The following is a 16,968-nucleotide window of genomic DNA, read 5'->3' as shown; positions in this document are numbered from 1 at the left end:
CGAACGGGGGACGCACAGATGCTAGATATGAAATACGAAGGCGCTGATTTACGGTCGAAGCGTCGTCCTAAATCGGTCATTGATCGGGTGTGGAACTTCTTCGCATCGGTCAAAGTGGGATTGTGGTTGATTGCGCTGATTATTGTCGGCTCGGCAATCGGGACGATTTTCCCTCAAGAAATGTACATCCCACAACAGTTACCTCCAGAGCAATATTACTTGGAGGAATATGGGACGCCAGGTTCGATTTATTATGCACTTGGATTCCACAACCTATATACGTCATGGTGGTATATCGGTCTCATCGTCATGTTGACGCTCTCGCTCATCGTCGTATCGATTGACCGTGGTGTCCCGCTCTATAAAGCGCTAAAGAATCAGCCGGTTAGACGGACAGAGCGCTTTATGAAAGGACAACGCCTCTTCGGACAAGGCGAAGGAACAGACGCTCAGATTGACGAGATGGAAGTGTCGCTCAAGAAAAAACGGTATCAAATCAAACGGGACGGAGATGCCTTATTGGCTGAAAAACACCGTTTCGGTCGTTGGGGTCCATATGTGAACCACGTCGGCCTCGTCATCTTCTTCCTCGGGGCGATGCTCCGCGTCTTCCCGGCATTCCACACGGATACACTCGAGTGGGTTCGTGAAGGAGATACGGTCTCACTAGAGGCGACAGATGGGGAATACTATTTACGGAACGACCAGTTCATTCTTGAAATGTATGACCCGGAGAACAATGAGGAAGATGCGAAGTTCGCAGCTGCCATTGAAAAAGCCGGAGCCGTTCCAAAAAACTATGAGACGGAACTGACATTATTTAAGAAGACGGGAACGAACGAGGACGGATCGCCGCAACTCGAACAAGTCGATGTCGGTTCGACGAAAGTCAACCACCCGTTTAAGTTCGAAAAATATGAAGTGTATCAAGAGCAATATTCAAGTCGTCCGGAATTCTTGTCAATGTCGTTCATGCTCGCCGATAAACAGACAGGTGACGAGTATGGACCGTTCAAAGTCGACCTCGAAAATCCAGAAAAGTCGTATGACTTAGATGGTGTCACGGTCACATTGAAAGACTTGTATCCTGATTTTGAGGTGAAGGATGGACAACCGAACACGAAATCACCACGTGCACTGAATCCTGCCTTCTTCTTCGATGTCGAATCACCTGAAGGCGAGACGGAATCAAACTTGATCGGTATTCGACTTAACGTCGCTGATGAAGAAAACCGGTACGAGGTAAAGTTTGCGGGCACAGAGATGGCGAGCACGAGCGGTCTTCGAGTGAAGAGTGACTCGACGTACCCGATTCTGATCGTCGGTGCGACCATCTTCATGATTGGGATTGTGATGGGCATGTATTGGCCTCACCGCCGTGTCTGGATTCGTCGTCATGAAGATGAGGTACTCGTTGCAGGCTTTACGAACAAAAACCCGTCCTCGCTCCGTCGAGAGGTTTCGCCGTTATTAGAACAGGCCGGTTTACCGATGTGGGAAGACCAGGCGAGATTTACTTCGAAGCCGGAGAACGAGTCAACAGATGAAAGAGGGGAATCTTGATGGAATGGATTGAATGGAGCAGCCGTATGCTGTTTATCGCATTCTTCCTATACGCGATCTCGACGGTTCTCTTTACGATTGCCGTTAGTGGTATGCGTAAGGATCGGAACGTCAACCGTGTCGCCTATGGGAAGTATGCCTTCATCTTGGCAATTATCGGATTTATCGCCCAAATGACATATTTCTTTATGCGTTGGGCAGGTGTCGGCTATGCGCCGGTATCAAACTTATATGAATATACGACGTTCTTCGGCATGATGATGGTGCTCGGGTTCCTCGTCGTATACGGGATTTATAAAAATGATGTACTCGGCTTGTTCGCGATGCCAGTGGCGTTACTCGTCATCGCTTTCGCCTCGATGTTTTCAAGTGAGGTCGCACCGCTCATTCCGGCACTTAACAGTGTCTGGTTAAAAATCCACGTCACGACGGCAGCGCTCGGACAAGGGATTTTGGCCATCAGTTTTGCGTCAGGTCTCATTTTCTTATTGAATGAGACATCGATGAAAGAACAGTCTAAGTCAAGGACGTGGCTTGAAGTGACGATGTTCGTTCTCATGTGTACACTCGGGTTCATCATCGTGTCGATGCTCTTCAAAGGAATCGGTGCCGGTGGAGTCGTCGAATTTACGAATGACCGCGGTCAAGTCGAGACGTATGAATACTTCATGCCAATCCTATTCGTACCAGAAGGGGCACAGCTCTTGTCAGGAGCGAGCGGTTTGTCACTTGAGTTGCCGAATTGGATCAATACCCTCAAGTTGAACACGCTCATCTGGTCGGTCATCGGTGGTGTCGTGATTTACGCGTTGCTCCGTTTCGTGATTTTGCGAAAACGCATTGCTGAAGCGCTTCAACCGCTTGCGAAAAAGGTCGACCTCGACCTTGCTGATGAGATCAGCTATCGCTCGGTCGCAATCGGATTGCCTGTCTTTATCCTCGGCGGACTCATCTTTGCGATGATTTGGGCGCAGATTGCATGGAACCGTTTCTGGGGCTGGGATCCAAAGGAAGTATGGGCTCTCATTACGATGCTTATTTATATTTATTACTTGCATATGCGCATCCAGCGCGGCTGGACCGGAACGAAAGCGGCATGGTTATGTGTCGGTGGTTTTGCCATCATCATGTTTAACCTCGTCTTCGTCAACTTGGTCATCGCCGGTCTTCATTCATATGCATGACGCGAAAGAAGTCACAATTGTGACTTCTTTTTCATTTGGTCCATCAAATCATCGTTGTGAAGCGAAATAATAGAGTGGTATAGTTATGGCAGAGAGTGGAATGTTCACAATTGTGCAACATTCGCTACAACTCGTAATGGGTCTTAGGAGGGTTTCAAGTATGGCTGAGAAAACGAAGATTTTAGTAGTCGACGACGAAGAGAGAATTCGCCGACTTTTGAAAATGTACTTAGAACGTGAACAGTATGTGATTGAAGAAGCGGTCAATGGAGAAGAAGCACTCGCACTCGCTCTTGAAAACGAATACGACGTCATCTTACTTGATCTGATGATGCCGAAAATGGACGGAGTCGAAGTATGTACAGAACTCCGGAAAACGAAAGCGACACCGGTCATCATGCTTACGGCGAAAGGTGAAGAGATTGATCGTGTCCAAGGATTTGAAGTCGGAGCAGACGATTACATCGTGAAACCGTTCAGTCCTCGTGAGGTTGTCCTTCGCGTGAAGGCACTCCTTCGTCGTTCTGGCTCGACTAAATTCATGCAAACGAGTGAGAAATCAAAAGATTTGATTGTGTTCCCGCACTTGACGATTGACAATGATGCGCACCGCGTCACGGTCGACGGAGAAGAGATTGCCCTCACACCGAAAGAATATGAATTGCTGTTCTTCCTTGCGAAGCAGGTTGATAAAGTCTTTTCTCGTGAGCAGTTATTGAAAGAAGTATGGAACTATGAATTTTTCGGAGACCTTCGGACCGTCGATACGCATGTGAAACGTCTTCGTGAGAAATTGAATCGTGTCTCGCCTGATGCGGCTCATATGATCACGACTGTATGGGGTGTCGGGTACAAGTTCGAAGCTGCCAGTGAATGATGATTCGTCGAAACAGCATCGTCACGAAACTGTGGCTGACGATTCTCGTTTTGGTCAGCGTCATCTTATTCATCGTCTCGGTATTGATGCTTGAATTTTTCAATTCTTTTCACATCGACCAAGAACGTGGTCATCTCGCCAAACTTGGCGGACAAGTTCAGTCGGTGTTGTTGAATGAAGGTGACACGTCCCAGACAATCGATCAAATCATCGAAGTATATGGCGCGAACTATATTTTAGAAAACGGGACCACGCGCTCAAATTTCGGGAATCAAGTGGATGGGCTGATGGTTGAACTTGAGCGTCAGGATTGGGAAACCTATCAGGCAGTCGGGGAGACGGCCATCGGTAATTTCTCTTCTTTTGACGACCAAGCTGCTCTTGCCTACCGGACGACGTTTTCGTTATCGACCGGTCAATATACACTCTACTTACTTGAACCACTCGATGCGATTTCGAGTGCGAATGCCGGTGCTCGAACAATCATTCTTTGGACCGTCGCTTCGGCCATCATCGTGACGACCGTCTTCGCTTTCTTCTTATCGACACGGATCACGGCGCCGCTCCGAGCGATGCGGGATGCGGTTAATAAGACGGGGAAAGGTCAATTTGACTTGCGTCTTGAGACGAAGACTCGAGACGAGATCGGCGAACTTGCCGCCTCGTTCAACGCGATGAGTAGCCAGTTGGCGAAATATGTCGACGCTTTAGACCGAGAACGTCTGCAACTTGCCTCCATTCTTCGTTCGATGGCGGACGGTGTCATCACGCTTGACCGTCACGCAAACGTAATTGTCACGAATCCACAGGCTAGTCCATTGCTTCAAGACGGTCAGCCGCATGAAGTCGTACTGTCACTGTATGAAGAAGTGATGGAAGGGACGGCTGAGAAGACGATTGAAGTGAAACAAGATGACCGTTACTATACGTTAACGGTCACGCCGCTCATCGGAGAAGATGATTTTGAAGGAGCTGTCGTCGTCCTTCGCGACACATCTGAAAGCCACCGTCTCGATAAGATGCGGACCGATTTCGTGGCGAACATTAGTCATGAACTTCGGACACCGCTCGTGACGCTACAAGGTTATTCAGAGGCAATCATCGACGGGATGACAGAAAGTGACGAGGCGACGAAAGAGTTTGCGTCAATCATTTATGACGAATCTCTTCGACTTGCGCGACTCGTCAACGACTTACTTGATTTGGCCCGCATCGAATCGGGTAAAGAAACGATGCAATTCAGTTCGTTCGATATCGGTGATTTCTTGCCACGTGTCATGAGAAAGTTCAATCAAATGGCATCTGAAAAAGAGATTCGATTACAAACGGACATACCGCATCGACAGATTGAAGCAGACGGTGACCGACTCGAGCAAGTATTCACGAACTTGATCGGCAACGCGATTGCCCATACCGATTCAGGAGAGATTCGAATTGAGGCGACCGAGATGCCTGATGGGTTGCAGATTCGACTGTCCGACACAGGACACGGGATCCCGAAAGAGGACTTGCCGTTCGTGTTTGAGCGATTCTATAAAGCCGACAAAGCACGGACGAGCGGGTCGAAGACCGGTACCGGGATTGGTTTAGCCATCGTGAAAAATGTGATCGATGCCCACCATGGTACAGTCAGCGTATCGAGCACACTCGGTGTCGGGACGACGTTTGATATTTACTTACCATTTGAACAACCACACATCTCATAATGGTGACTCGTCTGAGTCACCATTTGTGGCATTTTAAAGGGGGAGCCGTAATGAAGCGATATACACGCACGGGTGACACGGGTGAAACGTCTCTAATCGGTAGCCGTGTCGACAAACACCATCCTCAAATCGAAGCGATGGGGCATCTTGATGAATTGAACAGTCACATCGGATTAGCGATTGCGCAACAGACCGACGAGTCGCTCCGGGAACAGCTGACGAAGATTCAGCACGACTTGTTTGACCTCGGTTCGGAGCTGATGTATACGGACGCGCCCCCGAAAACGGTCGATTTGTCGATTGTGACGGAACTTGAACAATGGATGGACGAATGGGAAAAATCATGTCCAGAACTTGTGCGTTTCATCTTACCGGGAGGAAGTGTCGCAGCGGCGAGCCTTCATGTGGCGCGATCCGTTTGCCGTCGTGTCGAACGAGATTTGACCGCACTCGGTGTCGCCGACCGACAACTTCCATATTTTAACCGATTGAGTGACTATCTTTTCACGGTCGCACGGTATGCGAATGTTGTCGCAGGCGTACCGGACCAAGAATATGCACGCGGCGCTGCCGTGTTTCAACCAAAACGAAAAAAGGAGTGATCGGCTGATGAAAGGAATCGAACAGTTCCAACATCAATTGCACTATTCGGTCTATCCGACCAAAAAATTTAAAACGACGACTTGCCTCGTCTCGTTTGCGGCCCCGCTGTCTCAGGACACGGTGGCAGACCGGGCACTGCTTCCATTCATTATGGAAAAATCGACAGAAGCTTATCCATCAATTGAGTTATTTCACACACCGCTAGAAGATTTATATGATACAAACTTGTATGCAGGCGCATCAAAAATTGGGAAAGAGCATGTCATTCAATTTCAACTCGAAGTCGTTAATGACAATCTTGTTGGTGAAGACGTCTTGAGTCAGGCCATTCAATTACTGGAGGAAGTGTTACTTCGTCCGAATGTTTATGATGGCGCCTTTCAACCGCTCATCGTGGAGCAAGAACGCCGATTGCAGCGTCAGCGAATCGAGTCAGTCTATGATGACAAGATGCGTTTCGCTCAACAGCGTCTGCAAGAGATGCTCGGAGGCGAGCTCGCCATCCCGTCTCTCGGTACGCTCGAACAACTCGACCACGTTACACCCAAATCGCTTTACGATGCTTATCAATCGATGATTCAGAACGATCGTGTCGACATTTATGTCGTCGGCGATGTCGACCGTCAACAAGTCGAACAGGCATTTAACCCGCTCGAATCGCTCGGGACGCGTCAGCCGAGACGTCTGCCCGAACCGAGCCGTGGTGAGTTCAAACGCTTAGAAGAGCATCAAGACATCAAGCAAAGTAAACTTCATCTCGCCTACGCGATTGACGTCGACCCGCGGACAGAAGATGCCATCCGTATGCAAGTCGTGAACGGATTATTTGGTGGTTTCCCGCACTCGAAGCTGTTCATGAACGTCCGTGAAAAGGAAAGTTTGGCCTACTACGCCGCTTCACAATACAGTTCACTCAGTCGAAAACTGTTCGTGTATGCGGGGATTGACGCATCAAATCAGCATAAGACCGAGCACATTATTGAAGAGCAATTAAAAGCGCTTCAGGCGGGTGAATTCGAAGACGAGACGTTACAACAGACGAAAGAAATGTTGTTCCACCAACGTCGTCAACTCGGAGATAGCCCTCGTCAGTTGATTGCTTGGATGAGTGGCGCGGACGTTCGCCCATTCTCATTAGACGAAGAGATGGCCGTCATTGAAAATACGACACGCGACCATGTTATCGCTCTCGCAAATGAAATCACGCTCGAAGCTGTCTATTGCTTGAAAGGAGGAGAAGCATGAAACTAGATTTTCCAAACGTCGGAGAGACATTACATCACCACGTTCTCGATAATGGCCTCTCCGTGTATTTGCTGAAGAAGACTGGGTATGAGAAAACGTTCGCGACGTTCACGACGAAATATGGTTCAATTGACCGTTGCTTCAAATTAGAGGATTGGGTAGAGGTGCCAGACGGAATCGCACATTTCTTAGAGCATAAGATGTTCGAAAAAGAGGATGGCGATGTCTTCCAACAGTTCGGTCGTCAAGGGGCGTCAGCGAATGCCTTCACCTCATTCACGCGGACAGCATACTTGTTCGGGGCGACATCGAATGTGCCGGAAAACGTGCAAACCCTACTCGATTTCGTTCAAGAACCATATTTCACAAAAGAGTCAGTCGAGAAAGAGAAGGGCATCATCGGTCAGGAAATCCAAATGTATCAAGACAATCCGGGATGGCGTCTTTATTTCGGATTGATTGAAGCGATGTATGAGACGCATCCCGTCAAAATCGATATCGCCGGAACAATCGAATCAATCTCAAAAATCACGGCAGAAGATTTGTATACGTGTCATCAGGCGTTCTACCATCCGAGCAACATGGCGTTGTTCGTTGTCGGGAACATCGAGCCGGATGAGATGCTTGAATTGATTCGTGACAATCAGGCAACTAAATCTTTTGACGCGCCACTTTTGAGCGCACGTGAGACGGTGGAAGAGCCGACCACGGTTCGTCTGTCAGAACGGGTCATTGAGATGGATGTCTCGGTTCCGAAAGTGATGATTGGCTATAAAGATCTCCCACAAGCTGGAGAAGCTGGTCTCAAACAAGAATTGACGGTGGAACTCCTCATGCACGCGCTCTTCGATACGACAGCACCGCTTTACACGGAGTTGTACGCAGAAGGGTTAATTGATGATGCGTTCTCATTTGATTATACGTCAGAAGAGACGTTCGCCTTCGCCGCCCTGTCGATGGAAACGTCCCATGTCGATGCTTTTGTCGAACGTGTCACGGGTGCGTTGGAGCGTCCGCTTCATCTTGATCAAGAGACGCTCGATCGTAAGAAGCGGATGATGCAGGGACAATTTTTAAAAGCACTGAATTCGCCAGAGTTTATCGCGAACCAGTTCTCACGCTATGCACTCAATGATGGAAACTTGTTCGAGATTCCGAATTTAATCGATGCCATCACATTAGATGAACTTCAAGAAGCATACGTGCGATTGTTCCGAAGTGAGCAACGAACAGTGTGCGTTGTCAAAAAACCATGAAGACGTTAATTGTTGGAGCGAGCGGCGCGATTGGACGTGCCGTCTCGCTCGCTTTTCGTGAGGATGAGCTTTTGCTACATGCGAATCAGGGGCGTGAGACGCTTTCTCGAATGATTGAGGCGGAAAAGTTGCAGGCTGAACTGATTATCTGTGACTTATCGGACCGAGCAGAAGTAGAGAAGTGGGTGTCGTCAATCGATACCGTTGATCGCATCGTATACGTCGCCGGTCACGCGCTACATGGGCTTGTCGTCGACCAATCGATAGATGAGCTGGATCGACTTTACGAGGTGCATGTACGTGCCATGGTTCGGTTGATTCAGTCAGTTGTTGCGCGTAAACCGTATGACCATCGACTAGATATTGTCGTCGTTTCAAGCGTTTGGGGTGAAGTCGGGGCAGCAGCCGAAGTGTTCTATTCTACCGTCAAAGCGGCACAACTAGGGTTTGTCAAAGCGTTTGCACGTGAAGCAGGACCGTTCCAAGTTCGAATCAATGCAGTCACACCAGGGTGGATTGATACGCCAATGAATGATACGGTAGAAGAGTCGAAACAAACCGTGATGGATGATATTCCACTTGGGCGTCTTGGTACCACTGAGGACGTGGCGAAGACGATTCGCTTTTTATGCTCATCGGATGCTTCATATATGACCGGCACAGTATTACGTGTTGATGGCGGTTGGCAATGATCTCATCATGATGCATAAACCAGTTCTTTTCAATTCTTCTAAAATAATTTAAAATAGGCAAGGTAGCGAACTCGCTCGAAAGGATGGATGGGGATGGAACATAAATTCGAAGAGTGGTATCTCGAATATGAATTGTGTCAAAATCGACCAGGTATCCTTGGGGACATCGCGTCTCTCATGGGAATGCTTCAGATTTCCATCGTCACCATTAATGGGGTCGACCTGCAGCGCCGTGGCATGTTGCTCAAAGCTCCAGCCGCTGATCATGTCCATCGACTCGAGCATATTTTAAAACGAATGGAAGCAATCGCAGTCATCAAATTGCGCCGTCCGAAATTAAGAGACCGGATTGCAATCCGACATGGTCGATACATCGACCACGACAGTGATGATAAGAAAACGTTCCGTTTCGTCCGAGAAGACTTAGGGATTCTCGTTGATTTCGTAGCAGAACTGATGAAAGAAGAACGTCATCTATTGATTGGCGTTCGGGGGAATCCGCGCGTTGGCAAAACAGAATCCATCGTCGCCGCCAGTGTGTGCGCGAACAAACGGTGGCTGTTCTTGTCATCGACACTCATGAAACAGACTGTCCGAACCTCTTTGTTTGAAGAAGAGCGGGAAGGCGATCATGTATACATAATCGATGGAGCCGTCTCTACGCGTACGATGGACGAGCGACACCGCCAACTGATCCGTGAGGTCATGCGGTTGCCTGCCGTGAAAGTCATTGAACACCCTGATCTTTATGTCCGAAACACCGATTGCGTGTATGAAGACTTTGATTATATTATTGAATTGAGAAACAATCCGGATGAGACGATTGTCATCCCACAAGAAACGCATCGTGAGTCAGAATGGTTTGAATAATTATGTGAATGGAAGGTGTGGACCCCTGTGACAGAACTAGGGACTTTTTTGAAACAAAAGCGTGAGGAGAGCGGATTAACGCTCGACCAAATCCAGCAGACGACGAAGATTCAAAAACGCTATATCATCGCGATCGAGGAAGGTGATTACAAAAATCTCCCTGGCTCTTTCTATGCACGGGCGTTCATTAAAACGTATGCGGAGTCACTCGGTCTCGATGTGGATGAATTGTATGAGACTTACGCAAAAGATTTACCAAAAATCGAAGCACAGCCATCCGTTCAACTTTCTCGTAAAAAGACGTATTCAAAAGCGTCCGAGTCGACGAGTCGAGTGTCGAGATGGGTTCCGAAAGTACTTCTCGCTCTCACCGTCTTCTTGCTTATTACAGCAATCTATTTTGCCGTGAGAAGCATCGATTTCGGTGGACAAGACGCAAGTCCGGCTGAACCACCGAGTTCAAATGTCACACTCGACCAGAACGAGGATGTTCCAGCGGATGAACCAGCCGAGGAAGAACCTGCATCAGAGGAGCCTGCTGAGGAAGAACCATCAGCAGAATCTGGTCCGATTGCGGTAACGGAATCGAACGGAGCGGACATCACATATGAGCTCGCGACGAGCGATAAACTATCGACCGAGATTTATGTGAAAGAATCGCCAGCCTCATATGTCGGTGTTCGTGATACGTCACTTGAAGGTCCATTCCTTGCGCCGGAATATCCGAACCAATCGAAACAGAATCCGATTGTCATTGAAGATGCTGAAACGGACACGTTACGAATCCGGATCGGACTCATCGCAGGTGTTGAGAAAATCGTCGTCAACGGTCGCGAGCTCGAGCTTCAAGAGTCTCCGGTCACACAAAATATATTTGTAAAGAGAGTCGACGCAGAATAAGTCGACTCTCCTTCTAAGAGGAGGCGTTCTACATGAACCTACCTAACCGATTGACGATGTTACGCGTGGTGTTGATTCCCGTATTCGTCGTCTTACTCGCTGTTGATTTTGATTGGGGAAACATTGCCTTTTTAGGTGCTGAGATCCCGCTACACCAATTTATCGCTGGTGTCATCTTTACCATCGCGGCCATTACAGACTGGTTGGACGGTCATTTGGCGCGGAAACACAACTTGGTCACGAACTTTGGGAAATTCATGGACCCGCTCGCGGACAAACTACTCGTGACAGCGGCGCTCGTGTTGCTCGTCGAGATGGACCTCGTGGCTGCGTGGGTCGTTGTCGTGATTCTTTCTCGTGAGTTTGCGGTCACGGGTCTTCGACTTGTCGCTGCCGACGAAGGGATTGTCGTCGCGGCGGGTAAGTCAGGCAAAGCTAAAACATGGGTGCAACTGTTCGCTATCATTTTCCTCCTATTCGGTAACCCGATTTTCAGTTATGTCGGCATCCCGTTTGGGGAATGGGCGATGTGGTTGGCACTCGCACTCACGATTTACTCAGGTGCCGAGTATTTCGCACAAAATTACAAGATTATTGTGAAGTCGATGTAAGTCGACAAAGACGAGTTGGTTGATCTAGCTCGTCTTTTTTTTGAAGTCGAGGAGGAAATAAGATGAAACGAGCCGAAATCATTGCGGTAGGAAGCGAGTTGCTCTTAGGAGAAATCGTCAATACGAATGCGAGTTACATATCGGAACAACTGTCGAAATACGGTGTCTCGGTCTTGTATCATCAAGTTGTCGGGGATAACGCGGAACGAATGCGGGAGACGTTCGAGATTGCGCGTCGTCGTTCAGACCTTGTCATCGTTACGGGTGGACTTGGACCGACGGCAGATGATGTCACGAAGACAGTCTTGTCTGATCTGCTCGAACGCCCGATTGTTCGAGACTTAGAGGCGTTTCACACGATTCAACAATTTCTTCAGTCACGTAACCGTGAGATGAATGAAGGGGACGCTCGTCAGGCGGACGTCTTGTCAGGTGCGGACGTTTTACAAAATCCGGTCGGTCTGGCTCCAGGTATGTGGATTGAAGGGGAGACGACGTGGATGCTACTTCCTGGTGTGCCACGCGAGATGCGGGCGCTCATCGATGCGACGTTTCCGAAAAAGTTTTCAGGCGCGACGCTCGTCTCAGAATCGTTACGATTTTATGAAATTGGAGAATCGGCACTTGATGATGCCGTCAAAGACTTGTTGAACGGGTCTAACCCGACTGTCGCACCTTATGCTGAGACAGGAGAAGCGAGACTTCGAATCAGTGCTCGGGCGGTAGATGATACGGCTGCACGACTGATGATTGAAGAAATGAAAGATGAAATCTTACAACGTGTCGGTTCGTATTATTTTGGGTCAGATGATAAAACGATTGCCTCACACCTCGTGCAATCATTGACACGTCATCACCAAACACTCGCAATTGCTGAGTCATTGACCGGAGGAGAAGTCCAATCGATGATCACATCGACTCCGGGAGCATCGGCTGTCTTTTTAGGGGGGGTCGTCACCTATTCAGATGAGCTAAAAAATAGGTATTTAGGGGTCGCTCTTGATACAATTGAACAGCACTCAGTCGTCTCAAAAGAAGTTGCTTATGAGATGGTAGATGGATTAGTTAAACAAACAAATGCGGACTACGCGCTTTCGTTTACCGGTGAAGCTGGACCAACCTCAAATTCAGGACGTCCCGTCGGTACCGTCTACATCGGGGTGAAAACACCGGATGGAATCGAGGTCATCGAGCGTATTTATCCGCATCAAGAACGTAACGTCATTCGGCTGCGGGCTGCAAAAGATGGACTATGGGCCCTCATACAACGAATTAAAAAAGGCGAATAAATGTTCGTAAAAAACTTGTGTATCGCTATATGTTCACGTATAATGAAAGTATCAATTAAAGGAGGCTCATTTATCTATGAGTGATCGTAAACAAGCGTTAGAAATGGCATTGCGCCAAATTGAGAAACAATTCGGTAAAGGCTCGATTATGCGCCTTGGTGAAAATACAGACCAGCAAGTATCGGTCATCCCTTCTGGGTCGATTGCCCTCGACGTCGCACTTGGAGCGGGTGGATATCCACGCGGTCGTGTCATTGAAGTGTACGGACCAGAATCTTCAGGTAAGACGACTGTTGCCCTTCATGCGATTGCAGAAGTTCAAAAACGTGGCGGTCAAGCTGCATTTGTCGATGCCGAGCATGCACTCGATCCAAAGTATGCTAAAAATCTTGGCGTCAACATCGATGAGTTGTTGCTCTCTCAGCCAGATACAGGGGAACAGGCGCTCGAGATCGCTGAAGCGCTCGTTCGCTCGGGAGCAGTTGATATCCTCGTCGTCGACTCGGTTGCAGCACTCGTACCGAAAGCCGAAATCGAAGGGGAGATGGGGGACTCGCACGTCGGTCTTCAAGCTCGTTTGATGTCTCAGGCACTTCGTAAATTGTCTGGTGCAACGAACAAATCGAAAACAATCGTCATCTTCATTAACCAAATTCGTGAGAAAATTGGAATCATGTTCGGTAACCCGGAAACGACACCTGGTGGTCGTGCCTTGAAGTTCTACTCTTCAGTACGCCTCGAAGTACGTCGTGCAGAAACGCTCAAACAAGGTCAAGATATGGTCGGTAACCGTACGAAGATCAAGATTGTAAAAAATAAGATCGCACCACCATTCAAGACGGCGGAAGTAGACATCATGTACGGTGAAGGGATTTCACGTGAAGGGGAACTCATCGACATCGGTGCAGACCTCGATATCGTTCAAAAGAGCGGTGCATGGTACTCGTTCAACGAGGAGCGTCTCGGTCAAGGTCGTGAAAATGCGAAACAATACATGAAAGAAAATCCAGCCATCGCGGCCGAAGTGGAACGTCAAATTCGTGATCACTACGGCTTGAACGGGGAAAAAACAGTCACAGTTGAAGGTGAAGACGACGAAGTTCTCTCACTTCTTGATGACGAATAAGCACATGGTCTCACTCGGAATCATCCGAGTGAGATTTTTTTAGTATAATTTTTAGGCAATTGGTAGTTCTATCCTGTCCGTGCATTGCATTCTCTCTCTTAAATAAGTACAATAAAGTTATGCGCGGGCTTGCCTGCGTTACTCACTTATTAAAAAAATAAAATAACCTTGCGAAAGGGAGGTGAACATGATGGAATGGCTATACTGGCTTATTCTGATCCTCCTTTTGCCGATAGCTTTTGTTGCAGGTTTTTTTGTGCGTAAATCGATCGCCGAAGCGAAGATTCAAGGTGCCGAGACGGAAGCGACTAAGATTGTAGAACAAGCAAAACAACAATCGGAAGCGATGCAAAAAGAAGCACGGCTTGAAGTAAAAGAAGAGATGATTCAACTTCGTAATGAGACGGAACAAGAATTGCGTGAACGTCGCGAAGACCAGAAAGTGAAAGAGAATCGCCTCGTTCAAAAAGAAGAGCTTCTCGACCGCAAAGCAGATATGCTCGAGCGGAAAGAAGATTCGCTAGATGAACAGGAGCGCGGGCTCGAAAAACGCAAACGTGAAGCAGAAATGCTCGAAAGCAAAGTGGAGGACTTATACGAAGAGGCACGCCAAGAACTTGTACGCGTGGCAGCCCTCTCGAAAGATGAAGCACGTACCATCATCATGGACGAAGCGAAGCAGGAAGCGCTTCACGATGCTGCTCTCCTTCAAAAAGAAATCGAGCAAAAAGCAAAACAAGAAGCGGATAAAAAAGCGAAACACCTCTTATCTCTCACGATGCAACGATACGCTGCTGAACATGTCGCGGAGACGACGGTATCTGTCGTCAACTTACCGAGTGATGAGATGAAAGGTCGCATCATCGGGCGTGAAGGACGTAACATCCGTACGCTCGAGACGCTGACTGGAATTGACCTCATCATCGATGACACGCCAGAAGCGGTCATTTTGTCAGGTTTCGATCCGGTTCGCCGTGAAATCGCCAAAATGACGCTTGAAAAACTCGTTCAAGACGGGCGCATCCACCCGGCTCGCATTGAAGAGATGGTAGAGAAGTCTCGTCGTGAAGTCGATGAGCGCATTCGTGAGTACGGAGAAGAAGCGACTTTCGAAGCCGGTATTCACGGACTCCATCCAGACCTCGTCAAGACACTCGGTCGCATGCGCTATCGTACGAGTTATGGACAGAACGTCTTGTCTCACTCGGTCGAGGTGGCACATCTTGCCGGGATGATGGCAGCCGAACTCGGGGAAGACGTCACACTCGCGAAGCGAGCTGGACTCTTGCACGATATCGGAAAAGCGATCGACCACGAAGTCGAGGGCAGTCACGTCGAAATCGGAGTAGAGCTTGCAACGAAGTACAAGGAACATCCGGTCGTTATCAACTCGATTGCTTCCCACCACGGGGATGTCGAGGCGACATCGACGATTGCAGTACTAGTCGCAGCAGCTGACGCCTTGTCGGCAGCTCGCCCTGGAGCTCGTCAAGAGACGCTAGAAAGCTACATTCGCCGTCTCGAACGACTCGAGTCAATCTGTGAGTCGTTTGAAGGTGTCGAGAAATCGTATGCGATTCAAGCGGGACGTGAAGTTCGAATTATCGTTCGCCCTGACGTCGTCGACGATGTCGTCGCCGGTAAGATGGCACGCGATATTTGTAAACGAATCGAGGATGAACTCGATTATCCTGGACAAATTAAAGTGACGGTTATTCGTGAAACACGTTCCGTCGATTATGCGAAGTAAACAAAGCGGAGAATTTCTCCGCTTTTTCTGTTTGAGGGAGGATTTTATATGAAAATTTTATTTATCGGTGATGTCGTCGGGAAACCCGGACGAGATATTTTGAGCAATCAAATTGGTCGGTTGAAAGACAAATACAACCCGACGTTCATGCTCGTCAACGGTGAGAATGCGGCAAACGGTCGTGGTCTCACAAAAAAGATTTATCAACAGTTTTTAGAACTCGGCTTCCATGGGGTGACGATGGGGAACCATACGTGGGATAACCGTGACATCTTTGATTGGATCGACGATGCCGACCGGATCGTCCGTCCAGCAAACTATCCGGACGGGACACCTGGAGTCGGGATGATGAAGTTAAAACAAAATGGAAAGAAATTGGCCGTCATCAACGTCATGGGCAATGTCTTCTTGCCATCCCTTGACTGTCCGTTCCGTACCGTCGATCGTCTCGTTGAAGAAGTGCGTGACGAGGTAGACGCCATCTTCGTCGATGTCCATGCCGAGGCGACAAGTGAAAAGATTGCGATGGGGTATCACCTTGATGGGCGTGTCCAAGCCGTAGTCGGGACGCATACGCACGTACAGACGGCAGATGAACGTGTCTTGCCGAACGGGACAGCGTATATTACCGACGTCGGGATGACGGGTCCACTTGACGGGGTACTCGGGATGGATGCATCCGTTGTTTTAAAAAAATTTATGACACAACTCCCAGTTCGGTTTGAAGTTGCCGAGGGACGGGAACAACTTAATGGAGTTTTCATTACAATCGATGATCAGACGAAACGAGCGACAAAAATCGAACGAATACACCTAGATGATCAGACCGTCTGGTTTGATTGAACAACCTACCCGAGGGGGAAACAAGAATGGACGTACTCAAAGTTTCGGCAAAATCGAACCCTAACTCCGTTGCGGGTGCTTTAGCGGGTGTGCTACGTGAAAAAGGAACGTGTGAGATACAGGCGATTGGGGCAGGTGCGCTGAATCAGTCCATCAAAGCCGTCGCGATCGCCAGAGGCTTCGTCGCGCCAAGCGGTCTCGATTTGATTTGCATTCCAGCCTTTACCGATATTATGATTGACGGAGAGGAACGTACTGCCATCAAGCTCATCATTGAGCCACGATGAGCGGTCGGGACATAGGTCCTATTCTTGTGAAGAGGAGCCATCGGCGCGGATGGCTCCTCTTTTTTTGTGGAAAATGGACGTTCCGTCTTCTCAGTTTCGTCATTTTATGACAAGATGATAAAGAACGTATCGTTCGATCATAAGAGACAAGAGGGGGACGTTTTCA

Annotated in this window: 16 protein-coding genes; all 16 read left to right on the top strand. The window is 48.6% G+C overall.

Features of this window, described 5'->3' with window-relative positions; genetic code table 11:
• Positions 1 to 18: 18 nt before the first annotated feature.
• The 16 genes from resB (at position 19) to KNO75_RS04740 (ending at position 16,802) form a co-directional block, all read left to right on the top strand.
• Positions 19 to 1,563 carry a cytochrome c biogenesis protein ResB gene (resB, locus tag KNO75_RS04815; RefSeq protein ID WP_214820127.1) on the top strand — a complete coding sequence of 515 codons (1,545 nt, stop codon included), beginning with the start codon at positions 19 to 21 and terminating at the stop codon, positions 1,561 to 1,563.
• On the top strand, positions 1,563 to 2,747 hold the full coding sequence (gene ccsB / locus KNO75_RS04810) for a c-type cytochrome biogenesis protein CcsB (RefSeq protein WP_214692798.1): 1,185 nt from the start codon (positions 1,563 to 1,565) through the stop codon (positions 2,745 to 2,747). Before resB ends, ccsB begins: the two co-directional genes overlap by 1 nt.
• A 160-nt stretch (positions 2,748 to 2,907) precedes the next feature.
• A complete protein-coding gene (locus tag KNO75_RS04805) occupies positions 2,908 to 3,624 on the top strand; it encodes a response regulator transcription factor (protein WP_026825821.1) in 717 nt (238 codons plus the stop codon).
• On the top strand, positions 3,621 to 5,330 hold the full coding sequence (locus KNO75_RS04800) for an ATP-binding protein (RefSeq protein WP_214820125.1): 1,710 nt from the start codon (positions 3,621 to 3,623) through the stop codon (positions 5,328 to 5,330). Before KNO75_RS04805 ends, KNO75_RS04800 begins: the two co-directional genes overlap by 4 nt.
• Before the next feature lie 50 nt (positions 5,331 to 5,380).
• On the top strand, positions 5,381 to 5,932 hold the full coding sequence (locus KNO75_RS04795; RefSeq protein WP_074033223.1) for a cob(I)yrinic acid a,c-diamide adenosyltransferase: 552 nt from the start codon (positions 5,381 to 5,383) through the stop codon (positions 5,930 to 5,932).
• Between the two features lie 7 nt (positions 5,933 to 5,939).
• Positions 5,940 to 7,178: an EF-P 5-aminopentanol modification-associated protein YfmF gene (yfmF, locus tag KNO75_RS04790; RefSeq protein ID WP_214820124.1), complete on the top strand. Its 1,239-nt coding sequence runs from the start codon at positions 5,940 to 5,942 to the stop codon at positions 7,176 to 7,178.
• On the top strand, positions 7,175 to 8,434 hold the full coding sequence (gene yfmH / locus KNO75_RS04785; RefSeq protein WP_214820122.1) for an EF-P 5-aminopentanol modification-associated protein YfmH: 1,260 nt from the start codon (positions 7,175 to 7,177) through the stop codon (positions 8,432 to 8,434). Before yfmF ends, yfmH begins: the two co-directional genes overlap by 4 nt.
• On the top strand, positions 8,431 to 9,126 hold the full coding sequence (gene ymfI / locus KNO75_RS04780) for an elongation factor P 5-aminopentanone reductase (RefSeq protein ID WP_214820120.1): 696 nt from the start codon (positions 8,431 to 8,433) through the stop codon (positions 9,124 to 9,126). The genes yfmH and ymfI overlap by 4 nt, the downstream gene beginning before the upstream one ends.
• Positions 9,127 to 9,219: 93 nt before the next feature.
• The gene (locus KNO75_RS04775) at positions 9,220 to 9,996 is read left to right on the top strand and encodes a YmfK family protein (protein ID WP_214820118.1); all 777 of its coding nucleotides are present in this window, start codon (positions 9,220 to 9,222) and stop codon (positions 9,994 to 9,996) included.
• A gap of 27 nt (positions 9,997 to 10,023) precedes the next feature.
• Positions 10,024 to 10,896, top strand: a complete 873-nt coding sequence (locus KNO75_RS04770) for a helix-turn-helix domain-containing protein (protein WP_214820116.1) — start codon at positions 10,024 to 10,026, stop codon at positions 10,894 to 10,896.
• A gap of 32 nt (positions 10,897 to 10,928) precedes the next feature.
• A complete protein-coding gene (gene pgsA, locus KNO75_RS04765; RefSeq protein WP_214692781.1) occupies positions 10,929 to 11,507 on the top strand; it encodes a CDP-diacylglycerol--glycerol-3-phosphate 3-phosphatidyltransferase in 579 nt (192 codons plus the stop codon).
• A 62-nt stretch (positions 11,508 to 11,569) separates the two neighbouring features.
• Positions 11,570 to 12,796, top strand: a complete 1,227-nt coding sequence (locus KNO75_RS04760) for a competence/damage-inducible protein A (protein WP_214820114.1) — start codon at positions 11,570 to 11,572, stop codon at positions 12,794 to 12,796.
• Positions 12,797 to 12,872: 76 nt separating this feature from the next.
• Positions 12,873 to 13,922, top strand: coding sequence for a recombinase RecA (gene recA, locus KNO75_RS04755; protein ID WP_074033216.1), 1,050 nt, complete (start codon positions 12,873 to 12,875; stop codon positions 13,920 to 13,922).
• 187 nt (positions 13,923 to 14,109) lie between these two features.
• Positions 14,110 to 15,672, top strand: a complete 1,563-nt coding sequence (rny, locus tag KNO75_RS04750) for a ribonuclease Y (RefSeq protein ID WP_214748227.1) — start codon at positions 14,110 to 14,112, stop codon at positions 15,670 to 15,672.
• A gap of 48 nt (positions 15,673 to 15,720) precedes the next feature.
• On the top strand, positions 15,721 to 16,515 hold the full coding sequence (locus KNO75_RS04745) for a TIGR00282 family metallophosphoesterase (protein WP_214820112.1): 795 nt from the start codon (positions 15,721 to 15,723) through the stop codon (positions 16,513 to 16,515).
• A gap of 26 nt (positions 16,516 to 16,541) precedes the next feature.
• The gene (locus KNO75_RS04740) at positions 16,542 to 16,802 is read left to right on the top strand and encodes a stage V sporulation protein S (RefSeq protein ID WP_012726477.1); all 261 of its coding nucleotides are present in this window, start codon (positions 16,542 to 16,544) and stop codon (positions 16,800 to 16,802) included.
• Positions 16,803 to 16,968: the final 166 nt, after the last annotated feature.

Source organism: Exiguobacterium sp. s35 (assembly GCF_018617535.1).
Taxonomy (GTDB): Bacteria; Bacillota; Bacilli; order Exiguobacteriales; family Exiguobacteriaceae; genus Exiguobacterium; species Exiguobacterium aestuarii.
The sequence above is the reverse complement of the archived record's forward strand: the minus strand, read 5'-3'. Positions and strand labels throughout refer to the sequence as shown.